This is a genomic window from Clostridium sp. LY3-2, from assembly GCF_024705715.1.
In the GTDB taxonomy this organism is placed as follows: domain Bacteria; phylum Bacillota; class Clostridia; order Clostridiales; family Clostridiaceae; genus Clostridium.
In genome coordinates, this window is sequence record NZ_JAMDLQ010000028.1 from 57,706 (window position 1) to 77,513 (window position 19,808).

Here is a 19,808-nt window from a genome sequence, read left to right on the forward strand (position 1 = left end):
TCCTATTTTTACAGGAATAATAATTTTTGTGTTGTATGGTGCATGTAAGCAAGGTATTCATTATTTAATGATACCTGAAATTATGATATCAGCTTGTGGTACTGCTATAGGAATAATAGCCTTTAGTAGAAAAGAGATAGGTATAAGTACAAATACTGCAATAGGATTTTTTATTTTAAGTATGCTAGGTTATATTAGAGGTGTTATGTTATCAATAGACCCTTTTGCGTATAATACTGATTTTTACAGAGCATTAGTTGGATGTAATTCTATTTTAGAAGTTTCAATAATTCCTTTAGGTTGCATATTTTATAAGTTTAAGTTATCTAGAGGCAAGGTATTTATAATATATGGGGTACTTGAATTAGGTATATTATTAGCATTTTTAGTTAATAATTCTAAAGCTTTTATAAATATAAATTTTTTAAGTTTAAATAGCTTATGGATGCTTAAAATTCATCTAATAAGTATATTTTCTGTTTTAATTTTATTAAATGCAGCTAAAACGTATAAAAAAAGAGTAAATATTATTCCAAGTGCACTTATTTATTTAACATTAATTAATATTTATACTGCATTAAATGGTGTTACACTTATAGATAACATAAATATGAACTTTATCCTAAGCTTACTAAGAGATCTTGCGTATTTTGTGCTTTACGAAGCTATATCAAGAAGGCTTTTAGAAGAAAATTATATATCAGAAGAAGAAGAATTAAAAAGATTAACTAAAATGTATGAAAAAATGAATATGCAATTAGATAAAAGAAATACAATCTTAAAAGAATTACAAACATTAAATAAAAGGTCAGAACAAAGATATTTTGATATTTTAAATTCTTTAAACGATGGAATAATGTTAATTCATTTAGATAACATTTTATTTATAAATAATTCTGCAAGTAGAATATTAGAAGATAGATTAAAAAATAGCGATACAAAATTATTTATAAATTATCTAATAGAAAATAGAGATAAAGAAAAAAATATCTTAAAATCTTTTGATAATAATAGAGAGTTTGAAGTATATCAGATAAAATCTGGTGTAAATGATTGGATTGTGTATTTAAAGGATATAACAGATTTAAACAAATATTACGAAGCTAAAAAGCAATATGACGAATGTATAAAAAAAGAAAAAATCAAAAATGAATTTTATTCAAATGTTTCACATGAATTAAGAACACCTATAAATGTTATTCATTCAGCACTTCAATTAAATAAATATTATTTAGATAATAATATGGTAAATAAAATTGAAAAGAATACATTTAAAATAAGACAAAACTGTTTAAGACTTATTAGAACTATAAATAATTTTATAGATTCAAATAAGATTTCAGAAGGATACCTTATTCCAAATAAGAAAAATTGCAATATCGTTGAAGTTATAGAAAATGTATCTCAAGTTTGCAATAAATATATTCAAAAAATAAGTAATAACTTAATTTTTGATACGACACATGAAGAGATACTTGTACCTATTGATAAAGATATGATAGAGAGAGTCATATTAAATCTTTTATCAAACAGTGTAAAGTATGGTGAAAAAAATAAAGAGATATATATTAATGTTTCATTAAATGAAGAAAAGAATATAGTAGCTATTACAGTACAAAATAATAGTGAAATTATTTCAAAAGATATAGTTCCCTATATTTTTGATGAATTTACAAAGGCTAATAAAGAATTAAGTCGGGAAAAAGAAGGAAGTGGACTAGGTCTTTATCTATGCAAAGCTATAATTGAAGCCCACGGAGGTTATATGAATTTTATATCAAATAAAAACAATAATACCTTCATGTTTAATATCCCTATAAAAGAAATAGAAAACTATGAACTTCAAAAAGACTTAGAATTAAATTTACTTGAAGAAAAGGTAGATTTGGAGTTTTCAGATATCTACATATAAGAATAATTATTTAAAATTAAGTATATTATTTATAGTGTAAATAATTATTTTGAGGTGTTTTATGAAAAAAATATTATATGTAGATGGAGAAAGGTCAATTAAGGCTTTGCTCTTTAATTTGTTAGTACCTTTAGGTGGATCGTTTTTAATATCTTATTTTACTATGGGGAGTGCAAAGGAAAGTTATAAAAATATTATAAAACCGGAATTTTCACCACCTGATTTTATATTTGGGATAGTTTGGCCTATATTATATATTTTAATGGGGTATGCGTCTTATAGGATTTACTTAAAATCAAAGAGAAAGATAAATTTAGCTATTATATTTTACTATATCCAGCTTGCACTAAATTTTCTTTGGCCTATATTATATTTTAAGTTTAATTTATTTGGACTAGCATTTATAGAACTTATTATTTTAATTATATTTATAATTTTAACTACTATAAGCTTCTTTAAAATAGATAAAATTTCAGGGTTATGTATGGTTCCATATTTATTATGGAGTATATTTGCAAGTGTTTTAAATTATTTTATTTGGATATTTAATGAAGCATAAAAGTTAATTTGGAAAATAGTCAAATTCATAGTATAATTTAATGAGAAATTAATGATTTTAAGAGGGAGTTTTAGCTTCCTCTTAATAATTTTAAAGAAAAATTAGGAGCTGGTAAGTTGAAAAAGGTTATAATAGCTGAAAAGCCATCAGTAGCTAAAAATATAGCAGATGCTTTTAAGATAAAGACTAGAAGAGACGGATATTTTGAAGGTGAAGAATACCTTGTTACTTGGGCATTTGGTCACTTACTTCAACTATATGATGCAAAAGATTATGACGAAAGTATGAGAAGTTGGAGGATGGAAAAGTTTCCGTTTATTCCAGAGGATTTTAAATATAAGGTAAAAACAGATAGTCATAACAGAAATGTAACTGATAAGGGTGCATTAAAACAGATAAACATCATAAAAGGTTTAATAGATAGAAATGATGTAGACGGAATAATCTCTGCAACTGACTTTGACCGAGAAGGGCAAGTAATCTCAGATGAACTGTTTATTCACTTTAACGAAAAGAAACCAATCTATAGACTACTTTTAAATGAATGGACTCCAGAAGAGGTTAAAAAAGGGATAGAAAAGATCAAACCAAACACTGAAATGCAAAACCTTCAAGATGCAGGGATAGGAAGACAGCTTGCAGATTGGATTATAGGGATAAACCTTACATCAGTCACAACAATAAAATATAAATTTAACGACGATAAAATCTTAAATATAGGAAGGGTATTACTTCCAACTCTTAAGATAATTTATGATAGAGATAAAGAAATAGAAAACTTTAAAGCTACAAGTTATTATAAGTTAAATGCTTCATTTAAAACTCAAAACCAAGAAGAGTATGAAGGCTTATATTACGAAAATAACTCAGAGAAGTTTGAAGATAAAAAATATCTAGACAACATATCTAATATAATAAAAGAAGAATATGCTGAAATTGTAAGTAAAGAAACAGAAAAGAAAAATGAATATCCACCATTTTTATTTAATCTTTCTAACTTACAAGGATATGTTACTAGTAAATATAAAGGATGGACTTCAGATAAAGTTTTAAAGGTTGCACAAAGCCTTTATGAAAAGAAGTTTATAACTTATCCTAGAACAGGGTCTATAGCCTTAGAAGAGAGTTTAGAAGGCAGAGCTAGGAAAGTATTAGAAACTTTAAAAAAGGGACTTCCTTACGAAAATCAAGTTAAGTTTAAAAAGAGTAAAAGAGTCTTTGATAATTCTAAAGTAGAGAGCCACAGTGCTATAACTCCAACCTACCTTAAGCCATCAGGTTTAAGTAAAGATGAAGAAATAGTATATAATGCTGTTAAAAATAGATTTATAATGCAGTTTATGCCTATAGCACAGTTTGAAGAAACTAAGATAGTAGCAAAGGTATTTAAAGAAGGCGTTATTGGAGAGTTTATATCTAAAGGTAAGGTTCAATTAGTAGAAGGCTTTAGAGTAGTTGAAAAGATTGAAACTAAAGATACAATACTCCCTATGGTAAACGAAAAAGATAAGGTTTTAGTAATAGATAGTAAAAGCGCTAAAGTAACTAAAAAACCACCTAAAAAGCACACTGAAAAAACTCTTTTAAGACTTATGGAAACTTGCGGTAAGAGTTTTAAAGAAGATAATACAGAAGACAGCGAAGAAATGATGGCATCTATTTTAAGTGGGTTTAGTATAGGAACTCCAGCTACTAGAGCGGAAACTATTAAAAAGCTTAAAGATGTAGGATACATAATGTCAAAAGGGAAAAGTTTAACTTGTACAGACCTTGGGAAAAAGGTAGTTGAAATATTCCCTGTAAAAGAATTACTTGATTTAGAATATACAGGAAGACTTGAAAAGACTTTATCTGATATAGAAAAAGGAAAAGTTAAAAAAGAAGATTTCCTAAAGATGATAAAAGAATTTACTATAAACGGTGTTAACGAAATTAAAAATGACACAAGTGCTTTAAAGTATTTTAAAGTAGACTTAAAAGAGGGCGAAGAATCCCTTGGAAACTGCCCAGAGTGTGGGAATCCTATAATAGAAGGGGATAAAGGCTTTGGTTGTTCTAACTGGAAAAATGGTTGTAAATTTACTATTTGGAAAGATGATAGATATATAGCGTCTTTCGGTAAAAAGGTAAGTAAAGAGATGGTTGTTCTTTTACTTAAAAACGGAAAAGTAGGCTTTAGAAACTTAAAAAGCAAAAAGGGAACAACATTTAGTGCATACTTTAAACTAGAAAAAGATAGCAAAACTAATTATTGGAATTGGAAATTAGAATTTATATAAACTAAAAGGGTATTTCGCTTTGAAATACCCTTTTGTTTATTTTCCTTCATTTCTATTTGTTATACCATCTTCGTCTTGTAATTTAAATTTAGATGCAGTTTCTACTGACCTTTTAGCTAAAGAGTTTAAATCTTTAGAACAATTTAAAAGTACTTCTGCTGAAGATGTTAAAGTATAAGTTGAACCATCTATTCTTTGAGCAAGTTCTGATATGTTTTGAGAAGATGCATTTATATTTGCAATCTTTGAAACAATATTAGAATTACTATTTGCAATATCAGTTGATGAAGAATTTAAAATATTAACCTTTGTTGAAACTGTACTTACAGAAGAAGATATATTATTAAATGAATTTAATGTATTTTCTATAGTATCTCTTTGTCTTGTAAGTTGGTCTGATAAAAGTGATGTTCTATTAAATAATTCATTTGAACTTGTTAAAACAGATGATATTAAGTTATTTATACTAACAGATGATTGTTTAGTTTGAATTGATAAATTCCTTATTTCATTTGAAACTACAGAGAAACCAGCTCCAGCTTCACCAGCTCTTGCAGCTTCTATAGCTGCGTTTAATGCTAGTAAGTCAGTTTGTTCTGCTATAGTATTTATCATCTCTGTTATTTCATTAACTTTTTTAATATCATTTTTCATCTCAGTTATAACGTTTAAGAATGCGCTAAACATATCGTTAAAATCACTAAATGATTTGTTTAAGTTTTGAACTTCTTTTGAACTTGTAGATGAAAGCGTATCGATGTTTGAAGTCATACTTGAAATTTCATTTATATATTTTATATTTTCTTCAAGCATAGATTTAAATGCATCTAACTCATTTAATACAGATGAAATATCAAGTGATTCATCGCTTGTACTATTTGCAATATCTGAAATAGAATTTGATATTTCGTTTGTAAGACCATTTAAATCAAGAGATAAATCAGATAAGCTTCTAGACTGATCTGATAATTCATATGAGTTATTAGACATTTCAGTTACTATATCTAAAACGGATAATTGCATATTATCTACAGCTTTAGCAATAGGACCTAACTCATCTTTTCTTTTAAAATGTTTTTCTTTTATTCTGTAGAAATAATCACCTTCTGCTAAGAATTCAAAGTGTATTCTAAAGTTATTTAAAAGTCTAGCAAGTGGTGATAAATGCTTGTAAGTTATAAAGCTTGAAACTACTACAGATAAAAGTATTGTAAGTATTCCAGCGACTAAAAAAGCAATATTTGTGTGATCTAAGATTAAACTTGGATCTATAGAGTGCTCCTTTAGTGAATTTGTTATAACAAATTTTATAAAAACAGTATATAAAAATATATTAATAGTAGTAATTATAAAGATTGTTAAACCTATTTTTTTAGACAGATTTGTTTTTATACTGTCCTTTCGATTAAAGTCAAAATTGACTGCCATTATAAACCCCTCCCCTTTATACCATAATTTTACTTAGAAGGGATGGAATTTACAATAGAAAAAATGATACTTTAAGTGAAAAATATAATATAACTTACTAATTTGTTGAATTTTATTAGCAAATTAAAAAAGCTAAATAATAAAACGACATTGTTTTATTATTTAGCTTGTCTTTTAGACTAATAGTTTGTAGAAAAACATTGCAACGTGTAATGCGACAGGTGCAACGAAAACAGTCATTATACCGGCTATACCAATTGCAAGGGAACTCATAGCACCTTCAGTTTCACCAAGTTCTAATGCTTTTGAAGTTCCAACAGCATGAGAAGCTGTTCCAAGTGAAATACCAACTGCAATTTTATTTGTAACTTTACAAATTTTGCAGATAGTAGGTCCAATTACAGCGCCGATTATACCAGATAATATAATAGCTAACACAGTAACTGGAACTAGACCATTTAATTGTGAGCTTATAGCTATTCCTATTGGAGTAGTAACTGATTTTGGAACAAGTGAAGCAATCATTGATAAATTTAATCCTAAATAATGAGAAAGTATCATTATTGAGAAGATTGCAACAACAGTACCGCAGAAGATTCCAATAAATATAGCGATAGCATTTTGTTTTAGTAGCTCTATTTGGTTGTATAGAGGCAGTGCTAAAACAACTGTTGAAGGTCCAAGGAACATGTTTATAAATGTAGATCCTTGATTATAATCTTTAAAGTCTATATTAAATGCTGTTAAAAATGCAATAACAACTATAATTGCGATTAATAATGGATTAAATATTGGTAGTTTTGTTTTCTTGTAAGCAAAGATACCTATTTCAAAAGCTATTAAAGATAAAACTATCCCAAAGAACACATTATTTGTTAGTAGTTCCATTTGGTGCACTTCCTTCCTTTTTAGCTTGTATTTTATTTGCAACAAATTGAACTATACGACCTGTTGCAGCTATTGTGATAGCAGTTGTTGCTATACATACGATTAGAATTTGAACGATATTAGCTTTAATTACTCCAAATGAGTTCATTAAACCAACTCCAGCTGGTAAAAAGAAAAAGGCTAAGTGATCTAAAAAGAAATTTGATATTGTTTCTATTTGGCTTGGCTTTATTATTTTTGTGCATAGACAAATCAAAAGAAGTAGAAGTCCAACTATGTTTCCAGGTACAGGTATGTTAGTTATTTGAACTAAGAACTCTCCGATAAGGTAGATACCAAAAATTATTAAAGCCTCTCTTAATAATTTCAAGAGTATTCCTCCTAACTTGTATATAAATCTATAAATAGATAATAATTTTTCATACTTTAATAATGTACCACTTAATAAAGATTAAGTAAATGCGAAAACTGTAGAAAAAAGAATGTTATTAGAAAAGTTTGAACTAATAACATTCAATGTTAAGCTACTTATAGAGTCTTTTATAAAGATATTTAGAAAAATTTGTTTTAAGTTTATATTAACTATTTATTCACAAATTTAGATTCTATTATACTAACAATTTTGTACATAATAAAGGCAATTATTGATAAAATTACAATTCCCATCATTACCATATCTAATTGTGAAATTTGTCCACCATAAACTAATAAGAATCCTATACCGCTTCTTGCAACTAAAAATTCTCCCATAATTACACCAACCCAAGATAAACCTACGTTAATCTTAAGTGCAGATATGATATTTGGAAGAGATGATGGAATTATTAAATACCTTAAAGTTTGAAGCTTAGAACTTCCAAAAGTTTTCATTAAAAGTAGCTTATCTTTATCTACTTCAAGAAAACCAGAATAAACACTTAAAGTAGTTGTAACTACGGAAATTAAAAGTGCAATTACAATTATTGCTGTAATACCGTTACCTACCCAAAAGATAATTATAGGGGCAAGTGCTACTTTAGGTAGGGCGTTTAAAACAACTATATATGGGTCTAGGATTTTAGAAACTGTAGGAAACCACCATAAAAATATAGAAATAAATGTCCCAAATAATGTTCCTAAAGTAAAACCTAATATAGTTTCATATAAAGTAATAGATATATGACCTAAAATAGAACCATCTTTTATAAAAGTAGTAAGAGTAGTTATAATTCTACTTGGAGAAGAGGTTAAAAATGGATCGATTATCTTTAAATCTGCAAAAACTTCCCAAAGTCCTAAAAATAAAATTAATATAAAAACTCTAAAAAAGGTAATTAAAAGTTTTTTCTTTCTAACTTTTTTTAGGTATTCTTTATGCTCTAAACTACTCATCTTGAAGCTCCTTCCAAATAATATTAAAGTAATCATTATAAGATTTTTCTTTTCTTCTATAGAAAGGAGTTAGTGATTCGTTAAAATCTAAAGATATTTCTCTTTTAATTTCACCTGGTCTTTTCTTTAATATAATGATTCTATTTGAAGTCGATATTGCTTCACCTATATCGTGAGTTACCATTAGTGCAGTCTTTTTTTCAAGCTTAATTATTTGGTGGATCTCATCACATACATTTAGTCTTGTCTGATAATCTAAAGATGAAAAAGGCTCATCTAAAAATAATACTTTAGGATTTAGAGCTAAAGTTCTAATTAAAGCAACTCTTTGCCTCATACCCCCAGATAATTCTAAAGGTTTATGGTCTTTAAATTTTAAAAGGTCGTAGTTTTCTAAAAGCTTTAAGACTCTAGATTTGTTTTCTTCAGTCATTTCGCCTTTTATCTTAAGGCCTAAAGTTACGTTATTCCATACAGAAGTCCAATCAAAAAGTCCATCTCTTTGAAACATATATCCAATTTGCGCTTCTCGCTTTAATATATCTTTTCCATTAAAAAGTATTTTCCCGGTAGATGGAACTAATAAACCGCTTATTATATTTAAAAGTGTGGATTTACCACATCCAGAAGGTCCAAGTATACTTAAATAATCTCCATTTTCTACATTAAAAGATATATTACTAAGTGCCTTAGTTTCAGATTTTTCACTGTGATAAGACATGTTTATATTAGAAACCTCTAATAAACTCAATGTAATTTACCTTTTAATCAATATTAAGTTTATCTGTAAATTCATTAGTAACAATATCTTTAAATGGTGGTCTAGATTTTATAAGAGATGAATCATATTTAGATATTATATCCATTAAGTGATTTAAACCTTCTTCTGTAATTACTGGATCTTTTGCTATAGCACCGATTTTTTTGTAATTGTCAATTACACTTATTATTATGTCTTCTTCAGTTCCTGGGAAAAATGATTTGATTTTTTCTGCTATATCTTTTGAAGAGTTTGAATTAACATATTGTTGTCCTTTATAGATAGCTTTTGTAAAACTTGCTATTGTATCTTTATTTTCATCCATATAAGATTTTGTTGCAAAGAAAGAAGTGTAAGGCATTTCACCTGCTGATTCTCCGATTGAAGAAACAATCTTTCCACTACCTTCTTTTTGAAGCATTGAAGCTGTAGGCTCAAACAAAGAAACGTAATCTGCTTTTCCAGACTTAAAAGCACCAGAAGTTGCTGTAAAGTCAATATTAGTTACCATAGTTACATCTTTATTTGGAACTATATTATTTTTGTTTAAAACGTACTCTAAAGCCATTTCAGGAACACCGCCTGGTCTTCCACCTATAATTTCTTTTCCTTTAAGATCGCTCCAAGAAAAGTTTTTAGAGTCTTCTCTTGAAACTAAGAATGAGCCATCTCTATTTGTTAGTTTTGAAAATAAAACAGGGTAGTCATCTCTTCCTTGATTATATATATAGATAACCTGTTCTGGTCCGCAAAAACCTATATCAGCATTTTTTGATAATACGTTTTGCATAACTTTATCTGCACCTTGTGCAGTGGATAGGTCTATATCTAATCCTTCCTCTTTGAAATATCCTTCATTTATAGCTACATACATAGGGGCATAAAAGATTGAACGAACAACTTCAGATAATCTAACTTTTTTTAAAGATTTATCATCTTCTTTATTACATGAAATTAAAAGGCAAGATAAGCTAAATACTAATGCTAGAAATAGGGATATTTTCGATTTAAATTTCATATTGTACTCCTTTATAAATACTATATTCTATAATATGAGAAGATAGATAAAGGTGTTAAGAAGAAAAAAACTACAGCACTAATTTTTAAGTGCTGTAGCTTTTTTTATTAATATTTTATCTTTAAATTTCACGTATAAATAAACTAAAAGTAAAGATATAAATACTATAACTATTTCTGAGAAAATTAAAAATCCATAATTATAATATTTTAATATCTCATTTGTTATAAAAAATTCAGATACTCCTGAATGTACTATATAAATATATAAAGAATATTTTCCGATACTTGAAAACATAGTTTTGTTTTTAGGGATTAAACTCATTATAAAAGCACCTAAAATAACAGCACCTATATAGTGAAAAATCCTAATTAAAAGAGGGTACCAAGTAGCGTTTGGGTAATAACTCTCATAACCTACAAACTCAAACAATAAATCAATTATAAGCCCAAAGGAAAGAAAAAATAAAATTATTAAAACTATTAAAGATAGTATTCCTAAGAGTTTCTTTTTTTCTTTGATTTTTTTTATGTATTCTTTTTTAAATATAACGCCTAAAATGAAAAATGGTAAAAAGAAAATAGTCCTAGATATGCTTAAATAATTAAAGACACTAGGGTCGTATCCTATAAGGATTGCAACTAGTAAACTACCAATTAACCATTTTTTATAATCCTTTATATAATCGTATATAATATACCAAAAAATAAGGGACACTAAATACCAAAGAGTCCAGTAAGGCTCCATAAATTTCAACCTATATTCAGTTTCACCCATTATAAATTTATAAAACATAAAATAAAGAGTTTGAACTGAAACATACAAAATAAATATTTCACTTACCCTTTGCACAGTAGAACGTTTACTTTGTTTGCAAAAGTAACCCGAAATAAAAGCAAATAAAGGCATATGAAACATATATAAAAACAATATAAAATAATGCATAAAAGGTAAATCAGTTTTAGAAAGTTCTAAAGAATTACCTATAACAACTAGCAAAATCAAAACACCTTTTAAGGTGTCAAAATAATAATCTCTTTTAACTATCTCCCTAGTCGATTCCATAAAACCACCACCTAATATAGAAGTATAATACAATTTGTAATTAATGACAATATAGCAAAAAGTAATATTTTATATAAGAAATAAGCTATTTATTTAAAGCACTATTTAGACTAAGAAAAAAATATTTGATATAATGATGTCAAAATAAAAAGAATTTAAGGAGAAAATTTATGATAAAAGCAGTTTTATTTGATTTAGATGGGACTTTGTTAGATACAAATGACCTTATATATAAATCTTTTGATTATGTATTTAAAAATAATCTTAATCTAAACTTATCAAAAGATGAAATTACAAGTAATTATGGACAACCTCTTCATTATACATTTAGTAAATACACAGAAGATAAAGTTCTTGTAGAAAAACTTATAAAAGATTATAGAGAATATAATTTTAGTATACATGATGATATGTGTAAATCTTTTGATGGGGTAGAGGAAGTTTTAAAAACTTTAAAGGATAAAAAAATAAAAATTGGAGTAGTTACATCAAAAAGAGAAGACTTAGCAAAGAGAGGAATGGAAATTTCAAATATTTTAAAATATATGGATTGCATCGTTACTCCAGAAAAAACAGACAAGCACAAGCCAGAACCAGAACCTGTCCTTTATGCTTGTAAGGAGTTAAATATAGAGCCAAATGAAGCTATTATGGTAGGAGATAGTCACTTTGATTTGATGGCAGGAAATAGTGCTGGAAGTTTAACTTGTGCAGTAAGTTATACTATGTTAGAGTTAGATAGGTTAAAAAAAGTAAACCCAAGTTTTACTGTAGACTCACTTTTAGAATTAATAAATATTATAGAAGATGTAAATAGGTGATAAGATGAATATACAAATATTTGGTACTAAAAAATGTAACGATACAAAAAAAGCAGAAAGGTACTTTAAAGAAAGAAGAATTAAGTATGCTTTTATAGATATGAAAGAAAAAGGGATTAGTAAAGGTGAATTAACTAGCGTAAAAAACTCAGTTAAATTAAATAATCTTATAAATGATAAAGCTAAAAATTATAAAAATTCCAATTTAGATAAGATAAGATCTGAAGAAACAAAAATGGAAGTTATGCTAAAAGATTGCACTTTAATTAAGACTCCGATAGTAAGAAATGGAAAGCTTGCAACGGTAGGATACGAACCAGAAGTTTGGAAAGAGTGGGAGTAGATTATGAAAAAAATAGAATTTAAAGGTAGTGTAGTTTTAAACCCAGTACCGGTTGTTATGATTTCATCTAGAAACAAAGAAGGAAAAGAAAATGTATTTACAGTCGCTTGGACTGGAACTATAAGCACAAAGCCTCCTATGCTTTCAATTTCAGTAAGGCCAGGTAGACTTTCTTATGAATACATAAAAGAAAGTATGGAATTTGTTTTAAATATTGCAAGTAGCGATATGGTAAAAGCTGTTGATTATTGTGGAGTTAGAAGCGGAAGAACTAACGATAAAATAAAAGAAATGGGCTTTACAATGAAAGAGTGTACTCACATAAATGCATCTTATATAGATGAATGTCCAATTTCTGTAGAGTGTAGAGTTAAAGAGATAGTTAAATTAGGTGGAACTCACGATATGTTTATAGCAGAGGTTTTAGGTTCACATATAAGTGATGAGCTTATGGATGAAAAAGGAAAGCTTCACTTTGAAAGAGGAGATTTACTTACATATTGTCACGGTGAATATTATAAAATGCCAAGAAACTCTATAGGTACTTTTGGTCATTCAGTTATGAAAAAGAAGACTACAATAAAAAAGAAAAAAGATAATAAAAAAGAGTTTAATAAGAAAAAAGAAGAAACGGTTAAGAAAAAAACTAAAAATAAAGCTTCTAAGAAAGCTTTTAGAAAAGTTAAAAAGAAGGTGGATTAATCCACCTTCTTTTTAATATCTTCTGTATGAAGAATAACGTCTTTTTTTGCGACGTCTCATATTTATAAATCTTATAATGAAGATTATTAATACTAATATTACTACAACAGCAACTAAAATTCCAAGGTAAGCTAAAGCGTTTGCTTTAAGTATTTGCATAGTTGAAATATCAACTTGACCTTTTAAATCTTTGCTGTAAATACCAGATGTAAGTTTGACATTAACATCGTTATTTGATGCTACTTGCCAAGCAGTTTGATCTCCAGGGACATATTGAAGTTTTGCATGAGTATCATTGAATGTATTTTTGTATAGCATAGCGTCTTCTGATAAAGTTACAGGAACAGTTATGCTTTTTTCTGGACCAAAGAATCTAAATAACTTATATTTTAAAGTTACGTCATCTAATTTAGTTCCATTTGTTTTAAATGCAGTAGGATTTTGTGCATAGCTATAATCCATAATTGCATTCATTTCTTTTTGTCTGAAAGAATGGTCTGTATTACCTTTGTTTTCTGAATGTAGTACAACACCAATTACTTGTCTACCATCTCTTTCGTATAGGGCTGCTAAACAGTCACCTGCAGGTGTAGTAGTTCCAGTTTTTCCGCCAAGATTACCATTTTCACCTAGTCCAGTATTTCTATTTTCAAGTTTAACTGGCTTATTGCCTATAGTGATTGTAGTTTCTTTTAAACCAACAGTTTCACGAATCCAAGGATTAGAAAGAGCTGCTTTTGTTAAAAGTGCTAAATCATAAGCTGTAGTGTAATGATTATCATCATGTAATCCGTTTGGAGTAATGAAGTGTGTATTATTCATTCCAAGTTCTTTAGCTTTTTTGTTCATTAAATCTGAAAAAGCTTCTTTGCTACCAGCAACGTAATCAGCTATCATATAAGCTGCATCATTACCAGAGAAAATTAATAGTCCCTTCATTACATCGTCAGCTGTCATTGTATCTCCAACGTTTAATGTAACACCAGGCCAGTTAGAATGAAGTGCATAAGGTGGTTGTTCCTTAGCAGTCTTTGTGAAAGGTATTTGGTCACCTTTTTGTGCCTTTTCAGCAAATAATAATGCAGTCATCAGCTTAGTAGTACTAGCTGGATATGCCTTAGCACTTGCATTTTTTGAGTAAATAACCTCTCCAGTCTTTAAATCCATAGTTATAGCACTTTTTGCAGTTATGTTTGGCTCTGTTTGAGCTACTGCAGCAGTCTTTTGTACTGGTTCTGCAAAAGCTTTAATAGTGTTACCTGCAAAAGGTGATAATAATGAAAGTGAAAAGACAAGCGAAAGTGTTTTTAATAAAAATCCTTTTCTTTTCAAAATATCTCCCCATCTCTTTTTGTTTTATGACATAATACTCATATTGTCCCACAAATGAGTATAACATTTAACAAAGTTAGAAACAATGGAGAATACTAAAATTATATTAAGAATGTGTATAATTATAAACTTTAATCTAATGTTCCTATTAGAACTATTATTACTTTAATTTTCTATACAAAAAAAGATGAAGAGTATTATATACCCTTCATCTTTAAAATTTTAGTTTGAAGTTAATCTTTTGATAATAGCGTCTTTTGCTTTTAGTTCAAAAGTATCATCAAGAGGCTCTAAATTAACCTCTCCATATTTGTTTTTAAGTGCTAATAATAAAAACTTATCTGCAAGTTCTGGGTTTTTAGATAGGAGAGACCCGTGAAAGTAAGTACAAAAAGTATTTTTGTATACGCAGCCTTCATTTCCGTCTTCACCATTATTTCCGTATCCTTTTATGCATTTACCTAAAGGCTTTAAACCATTTGTAAATGTTCTTCCAGAGTGGTTTTCAAAACCTACATAAGTTTGATTAAACTCTTCATTTTCAATTATAGTATCACCTATAAGTCTTTTTTGACCACCTTCAGTGTAAATATCTAAAATACCAAGTCCTTCGATTTTTTCACCAGTTGGAGCAGAGTAGTATTTACCAAGAAGTTGATATCCTCCGCAAATTGCAAGTAATACCTTACCTTCTTCTATGTATTTACTAAGTTCAGCTTTTTTATTTATTTTTAAATCTTCTGATACGATTGATTGCTCGAAGTCTTGACCGCCGCCAAAGAAAACAAAATCATAATCTTCTGCTTTAAAATCATCATTTAGAGATACATTTAATATATTAACTTTTATTCCTCTATTTTCAGCTCTTCTTTTTAATATTAGAATATTTCCAACATCACCATAAACATTTAAAAGATCTGGATAAAGGTGACAAATATTTAATTCCATAGATAGTTTCTCCTTTACCATAGTTTTTTGATGTAACCTTTAGAATGAAGATATTTTCTATAATTAATCATTGCAGTGTAAGTAGCTAGTATATAGATATTATCATCTTTAGAGTTTTTAATCTTTTCTGTTAGTTTTTCATAATCTTCTTCTATTATGAATTTATTAGAATCTAATCCAGCGGTTTTTAATCTTACTGCCATATCATACATTCTCATTCCTGAAATAAATACATCATTTATTTTTAAATTCTTTAATTTTTCAAAGTCAACATCCCAAATCCAAGATACGTCTCTACCGTCAGCATAATTATCATTTAACATAAATAATGCTGAAAATTCATCATCATTTAAGCATAATGTATCAAGTGCTTGGTTGTATCCAGCTGGGTTTTTAACTAAAATTATTTTAGCTTTTTTGCCATCTATTTTTATTTGTTCTTGTCTTCCAAAGCTTGAATCTTGGTTACCTAAAGATTCGTTTATAACTGAATCTGAAACACCAAGTTCTTTAGCGATTGAATACGCACAAAGACCATTATAGATATTGTAAACACCAGATTGACTTATAGTTATAGGTGTATTATTTATTATAACTTCTGACTCTTCAGGAGTTTGGTTTACTATTTTATTTACTGAGTATTTAAGTTCTTCTCTTTTATAACCACAGCTTGGGCAATAAAAATCACCTAAGTGATTAAATGTTATGTAGTTGTAGCTATATGGAGATTTACAAAACTTGCAAAACTTTGAATCAGAGTTTACATCGATTTTTGAATCCTTTTGAACTGGAACGTTAAATCCATAAAACACAGTAGGGTTAGGTAAATCTAATTTACCTAGTAAAGATTCATCACCATTTAATACTAATGTAGTTTTAGGAGATTTTTTAACTCCTTCTAATATTTTTGTTAAAGTTGTATAAACTTCACCATATCTATCTAACTGATCTCTAAAAAGGTTAGTTACAGTTAATAGTTCAGGTTCTATGTATTCAGTTATAAATTTTACGTTAGCTTCATCGACTTCTATAACAGCATATCTATTTCTAGGTTTGTTGTTGAACTTGAAGTTGTCTACAAAACAAGCTACTATACCTGGGAAAAGGTTAGCACCTGTACTGTTTGTAATAACGTTACAACCTGCTTCTTTTAAAATGTTAGTAATCATACTAGTTGTAGTAGTTTTTCCGTTAGTACCTGTTACTAATATTACTTTATATCCTTTTGAAACTGTTTGAAGTATTTTATTATCTAGCTTTAAAGCAACTCTTCCTGGGAAAGTACTTCCACCTTTAAGAATATGCTTTGAAAGGAATAGTACGAATTTACTAGATAAAATACTTATAATTGATTTTATATTAATAGTACTCACCGCCTTAAGTTTATTCTAAATTATAGACATATATAAATTTTTTAAACAAAATTTTATTTTCCTAAATACACAAATATTATATTACATCATATCATAAAGGCTTTCAATTAAAAATAAATTAAGTATTAAATTTTACTTTTGTAATAAAGTGGATTTTTAGAAATTAATTTGATAAAATTAAAAAGTGTAAACAATTAAATAACAAAATGTAAAGGGGAGAATAGTATGGGTAAGCTTAAGGGGGGAGAAGCTCTAAAGGAGTCCTACAAAAAGTTTGTAAGTAAAAGACCTTTCATTGAAGACATATTGATTATTGGAGGAACATGTTTATTTGCCTTAGCTGTGAGCATTACAGTTAAAACGCTAGTTAAAAAGCCAGTAGATTTAGATATCAAACTAAATCCAAACGAGGCTTCTTATTATAGTGCAAACTATGATTTAGCTTTAAAGGAGTATGCTGAAAAAGGGGAAAAAGAGGACTGGCCTATTTGGACTGTAAAAGAAGCGGAGATAGCATCTTTAAAGGGAGAGATGTTAAATTCTAATGTAAAGCTTTCTAATGCTTATAGAAAGAGAAACGATGCTATTACAAAATACGGTAAGGCAAAATATCAAGAAGAAGATAAGGTTTTAGGAAATTACATTAGCTTCACATATCTTTTAAATGGTGAAGTAGATAAATCCATAGAGTATGGAGAAGATTTTTTAACTAATGAGCCTATAAATGATAGGTTAAGAGAAACTCTTATTGTTTCGTATGTGTACAAAGATGATATTAATTCAGCAAAAGAAATATTAAGAGATTATGGAAAGGAAAATGAAGATTCTTATAAGCTTTCTAAAAAGGCAGAGTTATATTTTTTAGTTAAAGACTACGAAACTGCCCTTACAGCGCTAAATAAAGCTTATGATTTAGATAATAATAATATTAGAATATTAGATTCTATTGATAATGGAATTAGGATTTCAGGGATAGATTTAGTAAATATCTCAAAAAAGAGAAATGATAAAGTATCAAGCCTTTTAGTAGAGAGATATGAATTTTTAAATAATATAGACTTTAAAAAGAATATAGAGAAATTATCTAAAAGAGAGAACAAAAGTCTTATAGAAGAAAAAATGCTTTTAGAAGCTTTAGATTACTATAAAGAGGATCAAACTGTAGATAAAATTATTACAGACGTTTTAAATGATCACGGAGATAATTATGGTGGATGTTATGTTTTAAGTGAATATTATTTAAAAGCTAAAAATCTTAAAAAATCATTAGAATATGGAAAAAAAGCCTTAGAACTTAAGGAAGACTACGGAAATATTTATGCAAATCTTTTTCCTAAAATAATAACATTTAAAGATAGTAAAAATTATAAATTATTAGCACCTTACTTTAGACGCGGACTTTATTATGAGCCTTTTAATTGCATATTGATAGAAAACACAGCAAATTATTATATAAATGAGATGCAAGAAAGTGAAGTTTCTTATAAGTACTTCTTCTTGTTAAGCAAAATTGCAAATAAAGATAGCAAAACTTTTTATAATTTAGCTATTTTAAATGAAAAACGTGAAGAAAAAGATTTAGCTATAAAAAATATGGAAAAAGCAATAGAATTTGATAAAGATAATACTGATTATTTAAACGCATTAGGATGTATATATTTTACTTTTGAAAAAGGTGATAAAGGTATAGAATATATAAGAAAAGCTTACGCGATAGACAATGATAATATAACTACTTTAAATAATGCAGCTTATTATTATGGAAAATATGAAAAAAATATAACTCGAGCTATGGAAAATATTAAAAAAGCATATGAGCTATCAAAAGATTCTAACGATTTAATCTTAAAAGCTATAGTAGATAGTAATTATAGTGAAATTAAAAGTGAATATGATTTATATAGTGATGAGGATTCTAATTTAATAGAGATAACTAATTTAAAATTAATAAGATAAAGAATTGACTAGAAAAGGAGAATTTTAAGATGTACCCAATTAAATTTGAAAATTTATACTACGAGAGAATATGGGGAGGAAGAGGACTTGAAAAATTTAGAGACAACATGCCAAGCGGAGTTATTGGTGAGTCTTGGGATATTGCTTGTCATAGAAATGGTACTGGAATAATCGAAAATGGTGAACTAAAAGGAATGAGCTTTAGTGAACTTATAAAAAAATATGGAAATGAAGTTGTTGGGGATAAGATGGATAAAGAAACATTCCCACTTTTAATAAAACTTATAACAGCAGATGATAAATTATCAGTACAAGTTCACCCAGATGATGAATATGCAAAAAAAATAGAAAATGATTTAGGAAAGACAGAAGCTTGGTATGTAGTTGATGCAGAACCTAACGCTTCATTAATAGTTGGAACTAAAAACTGCGATAAGGAAACATTTAAAAAAGCGATAGAACTTTCAGATTTAGATCCATATTTAAATAAAATACCTGTTAAAAAAGGTGACATGTTCTACGTAAAAAGTGGCTTAGTTCACGCAATCTGTGAAGGAGTTACTATAGCTGAAATTCAACAAAGCAGTGATACAACTTATAGAGTTTATGATTATAATAGAGGAAGAGAGATACACGTAGAAAAAGCGTTAGATGTAATTGATTTTTCTTTAAAGGGAGAAAACATAAAAGGAGTAACTATACACAAAGAAGGTTTTGATAAAACTATTCTTTGCTTAAGTGAATTTTTCACAATTCAAAAATACGAAGTAAAAGAGACTGTTACTGAAAGTAGCGATAAAGATAGATTTTATCTTTTCACTTGCGTAGATGGAGAAGGAAAAATAGAAGCTAACGGAACTACTTTAGATATTAAATTTGGAGATAGTTTCTTAATACCAGCATATCTTGGAGAATATACTTTAAAGGGTGAATTTACTTTATTAAAAAGTTACGTGCCAGACCTTTTAAAAGAAAAAGAAGAAATAGTAAGCCCAATATTATTTTAATTATAAATAAACTTAAATAAAAAGCTAAATAGGTTAAATCTATTTA

18 protein-coding genes are annotated in these 19,808 nt (G+C 27.8%); 8 read left to right on the plus strand and 10 right to left on the minus strand.

Features of this window, described 5'->3' with window-relative positions; all coding sequences use genetic code 11:
- The first annotated feature begins 28 nt into the window (after nt 1-28).
- The 3 genes from M4I33_RS09570 to M4I33_RS09580 all read left to right on the plus strand — a co-directional run bounded on the left by M4I33_RS09570 (nt 29) and on the right by M4I33_RS09580 (nt 4,750).
- Nucleotides 29-1,912 (plus strand): cell wall metabolism sensor histidine kinase WalK, encoded by a 1,884-nt coding sequence (locus M4I33_RS09570; RefSeq protein ID WP_257916571.1) that lies wholly within the window; start codon nt 29-31, stop codon nt 1,910-1,912.
- A 61-nt stretch (nt 1,913-1,973) separates the two neighbouring features.
- Entirely contained in the window at nt 1,974-2,471 is a 498-nt protein-coding gene (locus tag M4I33_RS09575; RefSeq protein ID WP_257916572.1) for a TspO/MBR family protein, read from the plus strand.
- Between the two features lie 116 nt (nt 2,472-2,587).
- Nucleotides 2,588-4,750, plus strand: a complete 2,163-nt coding sequence (locus tag M4I33_RS09580; protein ID WP_257916573.1) for a type IA DNA topoisomerase — start codon at nt 2,588-2,590, stop codon at nt 4,748-4,750.
- A 36-nt stretch (nt 4,751-4,786) separates the two neighbouring features.
- Here the strand turns inward: M4I33_RS09580 and M4I33_RS09585 are convergent, their stop codons facing one another.
- The 7 genes from M4I33_RS09585 to M4I33_RS09615 form a co-directional block, all read right to left on the minus strand.
- Nucleotides 4,787-6,178 (minus strand): methyl-accepting chemotaxis protein, encoded by a 1,392-nt coding sequence (locus M4I33_RS09585; RefSeq protein ID WP_257916574.1) that lies wholly within the window; start codon nt 6,176-6,178, stop codon nt 4,787-4,789.
- 174 nt (nt 6,179-6,352) lie between these two features.
- Nucleotides 6,353-7,066, minus strand: a complete 714-nt coding sequence (locus M4I33_RS09590) for an LrgB family protein (protein WP_257916575.1) — start codon at nt 7,064-7,066, stop codon at nt 6,353-6,355.
- Nucleotides 7,047-7,436: a CidA/LrgA family protein gene (locus M4I33_RS09595; RefSeq protein ID WP_257916576.1), complete on the minus strand. Its 390-nt coding sequence runs from the start codon at nt 7,434-7,436 to the stop codon at nt 7,047-7,049. Before M4I33_RS09595 ends, M4I33_RS09590 begins: the two co-directional genes overlap by 20 nt.
- Before the next feature lie 212 nt (nt 7,437-7,648).
- Nucleotides 7,649-8,437, minus strand: a complete 789-nt coding sequence (locus tag M4I33_RS09600; protein WP_257916577.1) for an ABC transporter permease — start codon at nt 8,435-8,437, stop codon at nt 7,649-7,651.
- Nucleotides 8,430-9,188, minus strand: coding sequence for an ABC transporter ATP-binding protein (locus M4I33_RS09605; protein WP_257916578.1), 759 nt, complete (start codon nt 9,186-9,188; stop codon nt 8,430-8,432). The genes M4I33_RS09600 and M4I33_RS09605 overlap by 8 nt, the downstream gene beginning before the upstream one ends.
- Before the next feature lie 13 nt (nt 9,189-9,201).
- Nucleotides 9,202-10,215 carry an ABC transporter substrate-binding protein gene (locus M4I33_RS09610; RefSeq protein ID WP_257916579.1) on the minus strand — a complete coding sequence of 338 codons (1,014 nt, stop codon included), beginning with the start codon at nt 10,213-10,215 and terminating at the stop codon, nt 9,202-9,204.
- A gap of 78 nt (nt 10,216-10,293) precedes the next feature.
- Complete coding sequence (locus M4I33_RS09615; RefSeq protein ID WP_257916580.1) at nt 10,294-11,280, minus strand: acyltransferase family protein; 987 nt, start codon at nt 11,278-11,280, stop codon at nt 10,294-10,296.
- 170 nt (nt 11,281-11,450) lie between these two features.
- Between M4I33_RS09615 and ppaX the strand changes: the two genes are divergently transcribed.
- The 3 genes from ppaX to M4I33_RS09630 are packed head-to-tail and all read left to right on the plus strand — an operon-like array spanning nt 11,451 to nt 13,146.
- Nucleotides 11,451-12,101, plus strand: a complete 651-nt coding sequence (ppaX, locus tag M4I33_RS09620; RefSeq protein WP_257916581.1) for a pyrophosphatase PpaX — start codon at nt 11,451-11,453, stop codon at nt 12,099-12,101.
- A gap of 4 nt (nt 12,102-12,105) precedes the next feature.
- Nucleotides 12,106-12,444, plus strand: a complete 339-nt coding sequence (locus tag M4I33_RS09625; RefSeq protein WP_257916582.1) for an arsenate reductase family protein — start codon at nt 12,106-12,108, stop codon at nt 12,442-12,444.
- 3 nt (nt 12,445-12,447) lie between these two features.
- Nucleotides 12,448-13,146 (plus strand): flavin reductase family protein, encoded by a 699-nt coding sequence (locus M4I33_RS09630; RefSeq protein ID WP_257916583.1) that lies wholly within the window; start codon nt 12,448-12,450, stop codon nt 13,144-13,146.
- Between the two features lie 12 nt (nt 13,147-13,158).
- Here the strand turns inward: M4I33_RS09630 and M4I33_RS09635 are convergent, their stop codons facing one another.
- From M4I33_RS09635 to M4I33_RS09645, 3 genes are all read right to left on the minus strand, one after another.
- Nucleotides 13,159-14,478 (minus strand): D-alanyl-D-alanine carboxypeptidase family protein, encoded by a 1,320-nt coding sequence (locus tag M4I33_RS09635; protein WP_257916584.1) that lies wholly within the window; start codon nt 14,476-14,478, stop codon nt 13,159-13,161.
- A gap of 222 nt (nt 14,479-14,700) precedes the next feature.
- Nucleotides 14,701-15,426, minus strand: coding sequence for a type 1 glutamine amidotransferase (locus tag M4I33_RS09640; RefSeq protein WP_257916585.1), 726 nt, complete (start codon nt 15,424-15,426; stop codon nt 14,701-14,703).
- Nucleotides 15,427-15,440: 14 nt separating this feature from the next.
- On the minus strand, nt 15,441-16,799 hold the full coding sequence (locus tag M4I33_RS09645) for a Mur ligase family protein (protein ID WP_257916586.1): 1,359 nt from the start codon (nt 16,797-16,799) through the stop codon (nt 15,441-15,443).
- A gap of 225 nt (nt 16,800-17,024) precedes the next feature.
- Here M4I33_RS09645 and M4I33_RS09650 point away from each other — a divergent pair, with 225 nt between their 5' ends.
- Both M4I33_RS09650 and M4I33_RS09655 read left to right on the plus strand, forming a co-directional pair.
- Nucleotides 17,025-18,755 carry a lipopolysaccharide assembly protein LapB gene (locus M4I33_RS09650; protein WP_257916587.1) on the plus strand — a complete coding sequence of 577 codons (1,731 nt, stop codon included), beginning with the start codon at nt 17,025-17,027 and terminating at the stop codon, nt 18,753-18,755.
- 29 nt (nt 18,756-18,784) lie between these two features.
- Nucleotides 18,785-19,762, plus strand: coding sequence for a type I phosphomannose isomerase catalytic subunit (locus tag M4I33_RS09655; RefSeq protein ID WP_257916588.1), 978 nt, complete (start codon nt 18,785-18,787; stop codon nt 19,760-19,762).
- Nucleotides 19,763-19,808 lie beyond the last annotated feature (46 nt).

Excerpts from the sequence above, each read along its gene's own strand:
- M4I33_RS09575 (WP_257916572.1), top strand. The coding sequence starts at position 1,974 with ATGAAAAAAATATTATATGTAGATGGAGAAAGGTCAATTAAGGCTTTG.
- ppaX (WP_257916581.1), top strand. The coding sequence starts at position 11,451 with ATGATAAAAGCAGTTTTATTTGATTTAGATGGGACTTTGTTAGATACA.
- M4I33_RS09650 (WP_257916587.1), top strand. The coding sequence starts at position 17,025 with ATGGGTAAGCTTAAGGGGGGAGAAGCTCTAAAGGAGTCCTACAAAAAG.
- M4I33_RS09615 (WP_257916580.1), bottom strand. The coding sequence starts at position 11,280 with ATGGAATCGACTAGGGAGATAGTTAAAAGAGATTATTATTTTGACACC.
- M4I33_RS09630 (WP_257916583.1), top strand. The coding sequence starts at position 12,448 with ATGAAAAAAATAGAATTTAAAGGTAGTGTAGTTTTAAACCCAGTACCG.
- M4I33_RS09585 (WP_257916574.1), bottom strand. The coding sequence starts at position 6,178 with ATGGCAGTCAATTTTGACTTTAATCGAAAGGACAGTATAAAAACAAAT.
- M4I33_RS09590 (WP_257916575.1), bottom strand. The coding sequence starts at position 7,066 with ATGGAACTACTAACAAATAATGTGTTCTTTGGGATAGTTTTATCTTTA.
- M4I33_RS09625 (WP_257916582.1), top strand. The coding sequence starts at position 12,106 with ATGAATATACAAATATTTGGTACTAAAAAATGTAACGATACAAAAAAA.
- M4I33_RS09600 (WP_257916577.1), bottom strand. The coding sequence starts at position 8,437 with ATGAGTAGTTTAGAGCATAAAGAATACCTAAAAAAAGTTAGAAAGAAA.
- M4I33_RS09610 (WP_257916579.1), bottom strand. The coding sequence starts at position 10,215 with ATGAAATTTAAATCGAAAATATCCCTATTTCTAGCATTAGTATTTAGC.
- M4I33_RS09640 (WP_257916585.1), bottom strand. The coding sequence starts at position 15,426 with ATGGAATTAAATATTTGTCACCTTTATCCAGATCTTTTAAATGTTTAT.
- M4I33_RS09655 (WP_257916588.1), top strand. The coding sequence starts at position 18,785 with ATGTACCCAATTAAATTTGAAAATTTATACTACGAGAGAATATGGGGA.